This window comes from Cyclobacterium sp. 10D3-21 (assembly GCF_055809755.1).
On the sequence record NZ_CM147924.1, the window covers coordinates 4,475,509 to 4,489,410 of the forward strand.

The 13,902-nt window shown below is 38.7% G+C and carries 7 protein-coding genes and 1 pseudogene; 5 read left to right on the forward strand and 3 right to left on the reverse strand.

What is annotated here, in order from left to right:
- Positions 1 to 405 precede the first annotated feature (405 nt).
- The 5 genes and pseudogenes from AC0L7T_RS17425 to AC0L7T_RS17445 all read left to right on the forward strand — a co-directional run bounded on the left by AC0L7T_RS17425 (position 406) and on the right by AC0L7T_RS17445 (position 8,618).
- Positions 406 to 1,701, forward strand: a complete 1,296-nt coding sequence (locus AC0L7T_RS17425; RefSeq protein WP_473336996.1) for an exo-alpha-sialidase — start codon at positions 406 to 408, stop codon at positions 1,699 to 1,701.
- Positions 1,702 to 1,959: 258 nt separating this feature from the next.
- Complete coding sequence (locus tag AC0L7T_RS17430; protein ID WP_473336998.1) at positions 1,960 to 3,969, forward strand: FAD-dependent oxidoreductase; 2,010 nt, start codon at positions 1,960 to 1,962, stop codon at positions 3,967 to 3,969.
- A gap of 331 nt (positions 3,970 to 4,300) precedes the next feature.
- Positions 4,301 to 5,719, forward strand: coding sequence for a Gfo/Idh/MocA family protein (locus tag AC0L7T_RS17435; RefSeq protein ID WP_473337000.1), 1,419 nt, complete (start codon positions 4,301 to 4,303; stop codon positions 5,717 to 5,719).
- Between the two features lie 22 nt (positions 5,720 to 5,741).
- On the forward strand, positions 5,742 to 7,337 hold the full coding sequence (locus AC0L7T_RS17440; protein ID WP_473337001.1) for an FG-GAP repeat domain-containing protein: 1,596 nt from the start codon (positions 5,742 to 5,744) through the stop codon (positions 7,335 to 7,337).
- A gap of 411 nt (positions 7,338 to 7,748) precedes the next feature.
- Positions 7,749 to 8,618, forward strand: a pseudogene (locus AC0L7T_RS17445) (IS982 family transposase).
- Positions 8,619 to 9,437: 819 nt separating this feature from the next.
- On the opposite strand, the gene AC0L7T_RS17450 reads toward AC0L7T_RS17445, so the two are convergent.
- The 3 genes from AC0L7T_RS17450 to AC0L7T_RS17460 form a co-directional block, all read right to left on the reverse strand.
- Complete coding sequence (locus AC0L7T_RS17450) at positions 9,438 to 10,511, reverse strand: zinc-binding metallopeptidase family protein (protein WP_473337003.1); 1,074 nt, start codon at positions 10,509 to 10,511, stop codon at positions 9,438 to 9,440.
- 145 nt (positions 10,512 to 10,656) lie between these two features.
- Positions 10,657 to 11,715, reverse strand: coding sequence for a BF3164 family lipoprotein (locus AC0L7T_RS17455; protein WP_473337004.1), 1,059 nt, complete (start codon positions 11,713 to 11,715; stop codon positions 10,657 to 10,659).
- Positions 11,716 to 12,272: 557 nt separating this feature from the next.
- Positions 12,273 to 13,682 carry a Gfo/Idh/MocA family protein gene (locus AC0L7T_RS17460; protein ID WP_473337006.1) on the reverse strand — a complete coding sequence of 470 codons (1,410 nt, stop codon included), beginning with the start codon at positions 13,680 to 13,682 and terminating at the stop codon, positions 12,273 to 12,275.
- Positions 13,683 to 13,902: the final 220 nt, after the last annotated feature.

A 13,902-nucleotide genomic window follows, 5' to 3' on the forward strand; every position in this document is an offset into this window, starting at 1 on the left:
TTTTAAAATATTTATTTAAAATAATAAAATATTATAATATATGAGAACAATAGTTTCTATCAGTTAAAACCTCAAAAAACATTTTACAAAAGATATTAAAGCTATTTTTCACAAAAACATTTTACTTTTTGAATTGACATTTGGTTTTAAGAACATTAAAGTGCCTTCATGAAAGTCCTATGAATTATTCTTCTAATGACAGGAATGGGCTCACCCTTTTCAACGGGATCAGTGAAAAACAGGTAGGGTAAAACGCATTTCTCTCCACAAAGTACAGAAGAAACATTATATTGTGACTCCTATATAAATTAGCTATTTTGTGATCTATAATCACAAAACAACAATAATATTATTGGTAAACCTTTGATACCTAACCCAATAACGTTTGCCCCAAAGTGGAAACTTGTGAAGAATATCAAAGTAACAACGGTAAACATGAAAAGCATACAACAACAGTATTTGAAAATATTAATAGCATTGTTTTTTTTTCAAATTATTGGCTGTTCTCAAAAAATTGAAAACAGCAAACCTGAGGATTACCCTGACCCGGTAACAAATCCAAGCTCCAAATTAATGCTAATGGGAGACTGGTTTGAGCATCCCCATGATATTGATTTTGATAACCTCCCAAAAATTCCATCCGAACATGCACTCGTAAGTGATGTGACGGCTCAAGGGGTAAACCAACCCACTTTCTCGGAAGCAAAAACAAGTGGGGGTGTCAACCAACATTCCTATATCACTTTTTACGATAACAAATACTGGCTGATGTGGAGCGATGGCCCAGGTGTCGAAGACAGGGTTGGACAGGTAGTGAAATTTGCTACTAGTCCAGATGGACTTAGCTGGTCTAAACCTGATTTTCTTACTTCCTACCCAGAAGGATCGGGCCCGGAATCAGAACATTACAATACCCGGACTGAAAAAGGAAAACGTTGGATTTCACGCGGTTTTTGGCATAGAGATGGGGAACTTCTGGCCCTGGCATCCCTTGATGAGGCAGCAGGCTTTTTTGGTCCAAGCCTGGAGCTTTGGGCTTTCAAGTGGGACGTAGAATCTAATTCGTGGGAAGAAAAAGGAGTGGTTTATAAAAATGCCATCAACAATTTTCCTCCAAAACTATTGCCTTCTGGAGAATGGTTAATGTCCAGGAGAGCTTATGATTATAAAGAATCTGGTATTGAGTTTTTGCTTGGTGGAATAAAGGGATTTGATCAATGGGAATCCTATCCCGTAACAGGCTCTACCACAGAAATGGATCCTGAAGAGCCTTACTGGTGGGTGCTTCCTGACGGAAAAAGCCTTATGGCACTCTTTAGAGACAATAGGAAAAGTGGTTACCTCTACAGGGCATTCTCCATAGACAATGGAAGGACATGGAGCAATCCCGTGAAAACAAATTTCCCTGATGCAAGATCAAAATTCAATGGCTTAAGAATGAGTGATGGCAGGTATGTATTGGTCTCTAACCCTCACCCTGAACGAAGAGACCCTCTCACATTGGCCATTAGCGATGATGGAATGGTATTTACCAAGATGGGTTACCTGACTGGAGGCCGACACATCGATTATCCCCATGTGATTGAGCAAGATGGCCATTTGCTTATTGCCTTCGCTGGCTCAGTAAAGCAAAAAATAGAAGTATTAAAGGTTAAAATCTCCGATCTGGATAAGTTGGAAATGCCTCCCTTGAAAAAGTAAATGGTTATTTATTGCTTTGTTTAGGGAGTACGATTAATCGAAAATTAATCGATTACCCTGGTCCACTTCGTTTTTAAGCCATGCCCTGGATGCAATTATCCAAATCCTTATTGCCCATTAAAATATGAACCAAAATTGCCTCCTTTAGCAATCTGCAGCTGATAAATTAAGGCATACATTGTTGAAAATTCCGGTTATAACCTAAAGCCTCTAATGAATACTTCAAGTTTCACCACTTGTTAAAACCTTGAATTAAAAATGGATAGAAGAAATTTTATAAGATTAAGTTCACTAGGAACCTTAATTACGGGTAGTGGAATAACTGCTTCATGTGTATATAAAAACGCCGATTCGGAAGGGGAAGATTTTGCTGATATTGCTGTGATAGGTGGAACCCCAGCCGGAATAATGGCGGCAATTGCAGCGGCAAGAATGGGTTCTAAAGTAATCCTTACAGAATACCATTCCCATTTAGGAGGAATGACCACTAGTGGGTTAGGTAAAAGTGATATAGAAAACAAAGAAGCCATTGCTGGTCTTTTTAAGGAGTTTACCGAAAAGGTGCTACGATACTATACCGATAAATACGGCGAAAACGCCAAAGAGGTACTGCTTTGCAAAGAAGGCTATTATTATGAACCATCGGTTGCCGAACTGGTATTTAACCAAATGGTGGCGGAAGAAAAAAACATCAAGGTGCTATTCAATTACCAAATAGAAGAAGCCGAGATGAAATCCGGAAAAATTTCCAGGTTACGATTCAAGGACCGTAGCATTGGAGCCAATAAATACCTCAAAGCTGAAGTATTTGTAGATGCTACCTATGAAGGGGATGTTTTTGCTCTTGCGGGTGCGGCATTCAGATTGGGTAGAGAAGGAAAAGAGGAATTTAATGAAGCACATGCAGGCCATATATTCTTTGATTTCAATGAAAAAGCATTTTTGGAAGGAGGTAGTGGTGAAGAAGATAACAGGTTCCCTGCTTATACCTATCGCTTGTGCATGACGGATGACCCTGAAAATAGCTATGTACTTACTGAACCTCCTCATGGCTATGATAGAAACAACTATGTGGAATATTTCAATGATTTAAAGGACGGAAGATTAAGTGCCCCCAAGGTATTTAAAGAAGGACATGGTTATTATTCAGATCACTTTGATACAATGGTCCGGGTTTTTTCCTTCACCGAAATACCAAACCGGAAGTATGATGTCAACATCAATCCAAGACCATTGGGATTTCCATTTGTGGGAGAAAACTACTCCTACCCTGAATCCAACTGGGCTGCTCGAGAAAGAATATTCAAGAGGCATAGAGAATTGACCCTAGGCTTGATTTATTTTGTTCAGAATGATCCGGAAATTCCGGAAGAACATAGAAATTTGGCCATGAAATACCACTTGCCGAAGGATGAATTTACAGACAACGAACATTTTCCATGGCAATTGTATATTCGTGAGGCAAGGCGACTAAAAGGAATGTACACCCTCACCGAAAATGATGTTACCCTGCGCGGGAATGCCCAAAGAACCACTGTTTTTGAAGACACCATTATCACAGGTGAATTTCCAATTGACAGCTTTCCAGTTTCCAAAGTTCCATCAAAAGACAATAAGGTATTGGAGGGCTATATAGGGATGTATGAAATCTCTCCTTACCAGATTCCATACAGGATTCTGGTTCCTGAAAAAGTCCTGGGATTGATTGTTCCGGTGGCGGCATCCACTACACATGTTGCCTATTCTACTGTAAGAATGGAACCCTTATGGATGGGAATTGGACAGGTTGCAGGTATCGCTGCCCATTTGTCCAGGGAATTGCAGGTAGAAATTAAGGATGTACCTGTGCTACAACTCCAGGACATTTTAATTAAGAACCATCAAATCCTGACTTACTTTAAGGACATAGACAGGGCTGATAAAGCTTTTGATGCGGTACAGTTTTGGGGTACCAAAGGATTTTTTGATTCCTATTTGGCAAGGACACAGGAGCATTTATCAACTGAAGATTGTAAGCTGTGGCTGGGTATTTTCAAAGACATTACCAATAATCCAGAAATCACCATCAATGCCGAGCTGAACAATAATGGCCAAATTGTGTCAATTTCAGTCCTACAGAAAATCCTTCAAACCATGAATAAATCCGATGGAAGAAACCTGCAGCCGCAATCCTGGTTATATGAAAATAGAGCACTTGAATCCAATGTTTTACGAGGGGAAGCCTGCTTGGCCATGTACCAATTGTATCAGGAAACTGAATTGGCTTAGGACAAAAACGCTTAAACCCGAACAACATTGAGAAATCCATTTTACAAAATTCTGTAAGGCCTGGATAAATTATAATTGGCATTGATCCATGCGCACCAACTATCCTAACTTCTTAGAATAGGGATTGAAATTTTGGGTGACTGTTGGAAAAATCTCTACAAATCTTCGATAACGTTTCCGTTACTATTTTTAGAATATTGTTTCTTTATTTCTCTTGTATTGACTATATAGTAAAGGGATTAACGCATACGAAGAAATTTCATTGACAGAAGGAATCCTCTTTACCATTCCAATTTTTACAACTTATTTTGACCTCAAAAGAACTTGAAAAATGAAAAATAACCGCAGAGAATTTATCAAAGTTGCCGGTATGGCTAGTGCCGGTATTGTTGTAGGCGCTAGCAGGTCACAGGCTGAAACCCCAAAAACGCAGTTACACAAGCAATCTTTTAACATGCATGGTTATGCTGCACCAAAAATGGACAGGGTTCGAATGGGTTTAATTGGCGTGGGCAGTCGTGGTTCAGGAACATTAAACCGTTTTGCAAGTATAGAAAACGTAGACATTATTGCGCTGTGCGACATTCTTCCCGGAAATATTGAAAAAGCACTTAAAACAATAGAAGGTTATGGACATAATCCGGACACCTATACAGATGGTGAAGAAGCTTACAAAGCGCTTTGTGACCGCAATGATATAGACCTGATCTACATTGCAACCCCATGGAAGTTCCATGCTCCCATAGCCGTATATGCCATGGAAAGAGACAAGCATGTTTATACCGAATTGCCAGTAGGTATTTCCCTTGAAGAATGCTGGCAGGTGGTGGAAACTTCAGAAAGGACAAAAAAGCATTGCTTTATGGGTTGTGGGTCTTGTCATGACGGCATGGCAGCCACCATTTTAAATATGGCAAGAGATGGTTTCTTTGGGGAATTGATTCATGGCGAAGGCAATTACATTCATGATAGGGTAAATGGACCAGACAGGTGGGAACGGGATGCCGACAATTGGTTCGGTTACCGGCCTTGGCGCTTAAAAGAAAACATTGGCCGGAATGGCAACCTTTATCCTCAACATGGTCTTGGACCAGTGGCTCAGATGATGGACCTTAATTACGGGGATCAAATGGAATATTTGGTTTCCTTCTCCAGTGGAGACTTTACCATGGGACCAAAAATGAAAGAGCTGGCAGAAAAGGATCCTTATTTTGAACCTTATGAGGGGCTTAAATACAGAGGAAATATGAATACTACCCTGATTCGTACTTTTAAAGGGAGAACCATCATGTTGCAACATGATATAAGCTCACCCAGACCAGGTTCCAGATTCCAATTGATCAGTGGCTCTAAAGGGATCTATGAAGCCCGACCACCTAGAATAGCGGTTAGTGAGGATTATATGGAAGAAAGTGAATTCAAAGCACTTGTAGAGAAATACACCCCAAAGATGACTAGAACCTTCCAGGAGAAAGTATCACAAGCTGGTGGAATCAAGGGAAGCAGGTCCTACGAAAGGGTAACGGCCAGTGATTGGCGCCTAATTGACTGTCTAAGAAATGGATTGCCTTTGGAAATGGATGTGTATGATGCTGCATTGTGGACTGCTGTTACTCCTTTGAGTGAACAATCAGTAGCCCAACAGGGGAAGACCATGAAAGTTCCTGACTTTACCTCAGGTGCCTGGAAAACAAATAAAAGAGGAATGGATATCAGCCTAAAAGAAGGTGGAAACACCAATTTAGTATAAAGGCCTTGGTAATGCGTATTTCATGAAAAATAATAAAATCCAATCGCTATGGGTAATTTTCTTGTGCCTTTTGCTTCACTCTTCCTGTGGGAGTACAGGGGAAAAGGAAGCTACCCAAAAGCAGCTGGAAAGGAATGTCATCTCAGGGAAAGAACTGTCAGAAAAACATTGCCAAACCTGTCATTTGTATCCAGAACCCTCTGAACTGGATAAAAAAACCTGGGAGCGGTCGGTATTGCCTTTGATGGGGAGGTTGTTTGGGGTTTATGAGGCCGAGGTACCAAGAAGTAAAATCCTCGAAGGAGCTATTAACAGAAAGGCCATTGAGGAAGGCAATATGTTTCCTGAAACACCTAGCATTTCCTCCGAAGATTGGCAAAAAATCAAAGATTATTATTTAGCAGAAGCGCCCGAAGTCTTGAATCAAACCATTTGGGAAGAAAGTGAAATGGGCCATTTGGAAGGTTTTGAAATGGTGGAACCAGAAGAAAATAGAAAGCTTCAAAACATTACGTTCTTAAAAACAGCTCCCAATCATAAAGGCATCTATATTGGGGGTGTTTCTGGGGAGCGGGGTTCATTGGCCATTTTAAATAATGCCAACAAAATTTCTCAAATGATCCCTCTTCCTTCTGCCCCCACAGATGTAGCATTTGGAAAGGACGAGCTCTCCATCACACTGGCTGGTTCCCTCAGGCTCTCCCCCGGGAAAAATAAATTTGGAGATTTGATCACCTTGTTCAGAAATCCTGGAGAACTTCAGTATTCCTCCTTTAGGAAATTTTTGAGCCAATTGAACCGACCTGTTCAAACTGTTTTTGAAGATATAAATGGCAATGGGCTCACGGACATTCTGGTAGCAGAATTTGGCTATTATACCGGAGCCCTTACTTTGTTCGAAAACACAGGTAATACGGAACAACCTTATAAAAAAACCACCTTAAAAAATGTTGCTGGAGCCATTCATACAGTTGTAAAAGACATGAACGGAGATGGGAAAAAGGACATTATTGCCCTCTTTGCGCAAGGAGATGAAGGGATTTCTATCTTTTACAATGAAGGAGAAGGTCAATTTAGTGAAGAAAGAGTTCTCCGGTTCCCTCCTACCTATGGGTCTGTTCATTTTGATTTAGTGGACTTTAACCAAGATGGACACCTGGACATTCTTTATGGAAATGGAGACAATGGGGATTATCCACCTATTTCAAAACCCTACCATGGGCTAAGAATATTTGAAAATGATGGGGAAAATAACTTCAAGCAGGTATATTTTTTTCCAATGAATGGTGTCAATAAATGTGCTGCAGCAGATTTTGACCAAGATGGCCAACTTGAAATTGTGGCAGTAGCCTATTTCCCGGACTTTGATTTACCAGGCAGGCAGGATTTCGTATACCTAAAGCAAGAAAGCACCTATGCTTATCAGCCTAAAATTTTAAATACCAAAATGGATGCCAGGTGGATTACTTTTGAAATTGGTGATATTGATTTAGATGGAGACTTGGATTTGCTACTTGGATCTAATGGCAAATACTACAATAAAGTCAATCCTTCAGAAGAACTTAAAAAACTTAATGGCCCTTTGTTAATATTAAAAAATTCAGAAATACAGCACTAAATTAACATTAGGCTTCGCCACATTGGTGCCCCTTATTTAAACCCGAAATATGCAATAGACAATTTATTACATGCTGAAATACCTTCTCCTAACAGCCTGATTTTCTTCCGATTGCAATACTTCCCCTAAACACGGGACAGGCTATACCCCTGACTATTGTCAGGGCGGAGAAATCCTATTAACCTGAGTTCGATTAATAAAATCTACGAAATCCGATGAATGAGAGGTGTTTCTGGTAAATACCTAATTAATTTTGAAGTTAATTTGAATATTTATTTAACTACTAATATTTATACTATTAACCATATTATATCTATATAATATTTAAAAAATATTACTGAAGAAAATAGAAAAAGCCATGTCTTTTTGTAAAATTAATGGTTTGAAAAACAACAACTTAACTACTCAGACATGACTTTAACTGATGACAAAATTACCGGAATTTTCTATTTTATAGATGAATTTTGCATTGAATTTTACAATTCCGTTGAATAACACATTTTAGGAAATAAACCCAAGAGGACCTCGGAAATGAGCCCTGTTTCATACCGGAGGTTTCAGGAATATGAAACACTTTTATATCAATTATGTACAGGTTCATATGGTACATTTATTTCAGGATACAGTTTCATACAACAGGTTTGTAGAACTAATGCAATCTGCCTCATTCCCAATGGCTATATTCTTGAAAACCTTTTGTTTAGGAGATAGTACAGGGATAGCCTTTATTGATTCTACGCCTATTTGAGTTTGTAATAACAAGTGGACCAAGCGAATCAGGGTATTCAAAGACATTGCCCAGTTGGGTAAATCCACCATGGGATACTTCTTTGGCTTTAAACTTCATCTAATAATCAATGACAAAGGGGAGCTATTGAATTTTGTAATTACTCAGGGAAATGTTGATGACAGAGAGCCCTTGAAGAATAAAAGATTTGTGAATGAATTAAAAGGAAAACTTTATGCTGACAAAGGATATATATTCAAAGTATTGACGGAATTTTTGTTTATGCATAACCTTCACCTGATTACCAATATCAGAAATAATATGAAAAATACCCTGATGGAACTAAAAGATAAGATAATGCTCAGAAAAAGATCTGTCATTGAAACGGTGCATGATGAGCTCAAAAATATGTGCCAGATTGAACATTCCCGACACCGTTCATTTAATAATTTCATCACAAAATTATCTCAGGCTTGATTGCTTATACTTTTTTCCCTAAAAAGCCTGTAATCAAATATGAAACCGTCCAAACTAACCAAATTGCCATATATTAAAATAGAACTCAGGTAGATAGTAATTTTTAACGGAATTATTAATATTGGGGCGCGGTGGCCGGGCCAAAACTACGAGGCGGCGTTGGGCCTTGTGGGGGGAAGATTAGTTTTGGCTAGATTTTTCTTTGGTTCGTTTCTTTTCATCAATGGAAAAGAAATGAACGGATAAATATTAAATATGCCTTTAACTTTGCCAAAAACTTTAATAATATGCCCAGCATCTCAATTCCCTATATCTACGCCAAAACATTTACTATTGCATTTATTACTTTTTTGCTGCAGTGCATGTCCCGAGCAGTGAAACGAATCGGGATCAAAAAAGTAACCAACCTGTCCTGAGACCTCAGGGAAAACCCCACCGCTGAGTATCTTTTTGGCTAAAATTTAAGGCTACCCTCACACAGGCAAACACCTGATTTTTAGGTTTGTACTTGCCCACTTGCTTCCCCAGTACTCATTCTATAAACCTTGGTCAAACATGCCTGTGTCCTTGCTAATCCCTGCTTAAATTTCATAACGCCGAAAATCTACAAGGCGGAAATTATTTTATCATATGACCTAAACCTAATTCAGTTTTATAAAAATCTGTCATTGGTAGGCTTAGTGAGGACTTTTAGTGGAAAAAGCTGTGAGAATCCCGAACAAGTCGAGACTGCGATTCCCTTTTCCACCTCAGAAAACCCACTAAAAGGGTTCTCAGTGACGATATAGTTGTTTATTTAGGACGGTTTCAAATCGAACTCAGGTTATTACAAAATCTGGGTTTAACAGAAATAGGTGGAATCGCCTATTTCTGACACCAATGAAGGAAAAAATGGCTTAAGCTTTTTGTTGAGTATCCATATCCAAACTATGGATAAGTTCATGGATGAATGCAAGTTTTTTGCTAACTGGGGATGAAATGACAAAAGGATAGGTGTCTGGAAGGCCCATGCTCCTATTCAAGCTGTTTAAGGCCAAAGACAAAGAAGTCCATTGATTGAGGAGCTGTGAGAAATCAACAAAACCATAGGCATTCTCCGAAAATTGAGTGGTAACAATATCTGGAATCCCCGTTAGTTTGGGGTTTATGGACAAGCCAAAGGCATAAGCAGTCTCCAGGGTATCCACCATATGAAGGTAATGCGCCCAAGACTCTGCCCAATCTTCCCATGGGTGTGCACTGGCATACGAAGAAATAAAGTTCTCCTGCCAGTTGTCTGGAGCTCCCTTACTGTAATGTGTATCCAGCGCATCGGAGTAGGATATGCTTTCGTTTCCAAAAACAGACCTGAATTTTTCCAGCCATTCCGTATCTGCGATCAATACCTCCCAATAATAATGACCGATTTCATGCCTGAAATGCCCCAAAACGGTTCTGTAAACTTCGTCCATTTGTTTTCTAGCCATGGCACGTTCTACATCGTCAGCCTCTGCGATGTTCATGGTAATAATACCGGAGGCATGACCTGTCAACACATTTTCCTGCTGTTGACTGGCTTTAAACTCAAAGCCCAGCCCTTTACCAGAAGATTCTTCCCACGGAAAAAAGGGAAGATTCCAACGCAATAAGGCATATACCAATCTGTGTTTGGCTTGTTCGATTTTTATCCACCTTTTCTTATAAGCAGAATTAACCAAATCCGGTATAACCCTATTTAGCGAACAAGCCCTGCAAAATCGATCATTGGACTCATGGGGTATCAACCAGTTGCAGGCGTCTAGCTTATTGTTTTCGCAAAAGCGAAAGGGAACTTTGGCTTCATCCCTTGTGGTAAAATGGCCATTGGATTCTTCGAGAGCCAGCAGGTCAAGACTATTTGGGTCAAAACCCAGGGTGGACTGACAATGGCTACAATGGATGTTTTCAAAAAAAGTTAGCTGCCGGCAATGGCCGCATTGGAAAAGTTTCATGGTTACAGTTTTAGGTAATATACCTAAAATTCAACAATATCAATTACAAAATTTCATCCTTTTAGGTTTTTTTAGCACCATGAAAATTCACTAATGACATCAATATAGAAAGCAATGTTCAGCTATAAAAAGTTAGATGAAATCATTACAGGCTATATTTGATCAGCCTTACAACACCCTCTTCAAAACTTAAGCCCATTAGATTCTCCTGATCATCAATAACAAAAGAAAACAGTTGTCTATCTAAATTATAGGCATTGATTAACCTTCCTTCAAAATCAAATTGCAGCACTTTAAAGGGATTACTATCATCAGTATCACCCTGAAACATTTTACCTGTTTCCATATTTGCATATAGCAGGTAAATGTAATCATTGCACAGAAACATATCCACAGTAAATGTGATCACCCCACTGGGTATCAACAAATTGGAATCATTCGAAAAATTTGGCAATACTTCATCACCAATTAATATGGAATTCTTGAACACTCCATCCAAATCAAAAAAATTCAATCTGTTAAAGTATTTCATCGATTGAACAATTACTCCAGCTTCTTCATTAAAACTCAAAAAGCTGTCATAGGCTATAGGTTTCTTTTTATCAAAATTGACATTTGGCAGGTCTGGAAAATAATTAACCCAATTTTTTGTTAGTGAATCTTCATTAAAAATGAAAAAATTACCTTCTCCATTTAAATGGTCTTTTCCAATAATCCTATTGTTTGGCAAAAAAGACAGTTCAAATCCTCCCAGTATTTTTTCATTTACACGATAGGTTTCTTTTGGAACATCATTGTTTTGAAATATATCCTTTAATGAATAGTTCTTTATAACCCTTTTATTTACATCATGTACTGAAAAACTATATCCATCTTTCCCCATTTTTTTAATACTACTCGGAACTATAAGTGGCATGCTGCTAAGTTCTTCAGGTCCCTCTCCAAATTTGCCAAAGCTAAATACCTTTTTAAAGTCCTTATGGGTGTAAACTTGAAAAAATTCTTCACTTGCCTGATCATTAAGAAGAAGCAAAGAATCAATTAAATAAATATCAACAAGTCCGTTGTCATCATTGATTGCAGTTATTCTCTCCCCTTTGATTTTTTCTGTAGCATCACTTAAGTATACTTTATTTTCATTTGACTTTTCACTGCAAGAGAATAAACCAAGGAGGATGCCAATTGAAATCGCAAGTTTTCTCATTTTTCTATCAATTAATAATTTTATCATGTGCCAAAAGGCACCTATATGCCCTGGTACTTTCACTTAAACTTTATTTTTTACCAAAAAAACCTAATTAATCGTAAAAACCTATATTGATAAACAGAAAATCCTGACTACTGACACACTATCAATAAAGTCGTGATCATTCATTAGGATAAAAAAATTGAAGCTATTCCTTTTGACCAATAGATGCAATGAATTCCCTGACGCTATAAAATGATGACAACCTGTCTTTTCAAAATAGCAATCTGGAGGATTTATTAAATGCTTGTGTGTACCTTATATATTAAGCTTCAAAATATTCAAAAGAATAAGAGCTTAGAAGTAAACCATAAAAAAAATTGTAAGCCCTCATAGTACCATTGTAGGAAAAAAATAAGCCTGGAAGAAAACGGTACTGCTGCCGGTAAATTTCAATGGTTTAAAAATCTAATGACATAATAAAATCAGGAACAAGCCCAAGTGTTATAAAATACAAAGACTTGTTCCCAGAACCTTTCTCCTCCAATGCATTTGATTAGGGAATTTTTTTTCCTTTATATTTGACCAGGAACAGCAAAAGGCTCACGATAAACCCTTGAAAGCATGGTGTCAGCTTCAGGATCGTTGGCAAACTTCTCATAATCGCCCATAAACTTCAGTTCTCTTTTGACTCGGTAGGAAATATTGGCCAATAAAGGCAAGGCTGTAGAATAAAAGCCTTCTCGCATGTCACATTGGAGCATGGTATGGTCTCCAGAACGTATTGCTTCAATATAGTTGGAAAAGAGGGTTGCCTTTTGTTCCGCTCCGCCTTCTTTGGAACTTGCAAAAGGTTTCGTGTCCCGGTGGTGAAAAGCCCTCCAGGTATTGCCGCTGATTTCTAACCATCCATCTTCCCCATAAAACAAGTTACCGACTTCCTTGCCATCACTTCCTTCATGGTTGGTATACCTTCCACGGGCTTCATATTCAAGCATGGTCCCATCGGCATATTTAAATAAGCCAGATTGAATATTCGGGGTTTCCTGACCTGATTTGTCATGGCCATAAGTATTCACATCCCCATAAACTTTGGTGGCTGGAGTACAGTTTTCAGCTTCGCAATCATCCTGTTTGAAGCCATAAATTCCTCCCATAGAATAAATGGTTTCGGGGTGTTCATTTTTCTGAAGTCCCCAACGGGCGATATCCAATTGATGGGTACCGGTATTGCCTGAATCACCATTTCCAGTGTCCCAGTACCAATGCCAATTGTAGTGACTTCTCTTCTCATTATAAGGACGGTAGGTAGCGGGGCCGAGCCATTGGTTGTAATGAAAACCCGCAGGAGGGGTGCCATTTGCCGCTGTACCATATGAATTTCGGAATTTATAAGTAAGGACCCTCGCCATGTATAACTTGCCAATTCCACCTTCATGCAAAAATTGCATCGCATCTCGGACGTTATTGTAGGAACGGTTTGTCAATCCTACCTGCACCGTCAACCCACTTTTCTGGGCTGCCTGAATCATTTTCCTTCCTTCCCATATATTATGCGAAGCTGGTTTCTCTACATACACATGTTTCCCAGCCTGACAAGCCCAAATCGAAGCCAGTGCATGCCAATGATTTGGAGTAGCAATGGACACTGCATCTATTTCTTTGTTGTCAAGCACTTTTCTTAAGTCCCATTCCACTTCCGGTTTTACCCCCGTTTTGTCGCTTACTATTTTTGATTTGGCCTCAAAAAGGTTCTCATCTGTATCACAAAGCACCTTCAAAACCACATTGTGACTGTCTTTCAAACTACAATAGTTGTTTATGTGTACGGTACCTTGATTTCTGATGCCAATTTGGGCCAAGTTAATACGTTCATTCGAACCAATTATTGCGCCATAACTTTTAGCACTAAACGCCATTGCTCCTATGGTCATTCCGGCCGAACCTAAAGCTGCTTTCTTTATAAATTCTCTTCGTTTTGTCATAATGGATAAATATAAGAATTGGATAAACAGAATATTAACCATAAATTTTAATTAATTAAAATTAAAATTGGTTTTTTTAGCATTCACCCAAGTCTTCTATATGATTTTCAATCAAAAATTAATTAGTGGAGTATTAATAGTAAGGCTTTACACAACACCAAGGAGGAGTTTTCGCATCTAATTTAAAGGGGATTTGTGAACGGCCTTAAATCTAAAATCG

Bases quoted from the DNA above. Each gene is read 5' to 3' on its own strand.
- AC0L7T_RS17435 (WP_473337000.1), top strand. From the start codon at position 4,301: ATGAAAAATAACCGCAGAGAATTTATCAAAGTTGCCGGTATGGCTAGT.
- AC0L7T_RS17460 (WP_473337006.1), bottom strand. From the start codon at position 13,682: ATGACAAAACGAAGAGAATTTATAAAGAAAGCAGCTTTAGGTTCGGCC.
- AC0L7T_RS17450 (WP_473337003.1), bottom strand. From the start codon at position 10,511: ATGAAACTTTTCCAATGCGGCCATTGCCGGCAGCTAACTTTTTTTGAA.
- AC0L7T_RS17430 (WP_473336998.1), top strand. From the start codon at position 1,960: ATGGATAGAAGAAATTTTATAAGATTAAGTTCACTAGGAACCTTAATT.
- AC0L7T_RS17440 (WP_473337001.1), top strand. From the start codon at position 5,742: ATGAAAAATAATAAAATCCAATCGCTATGGGTAATTTTCTTGTGCCTT.
- AC0L7T_RS17455 (WP_473337004.1), bottom strand. From the start codon at position 11,715: ATGAGAAAACTTGCGATTTCAATTGGCATCCTCCTTGGTTTATTCTCT.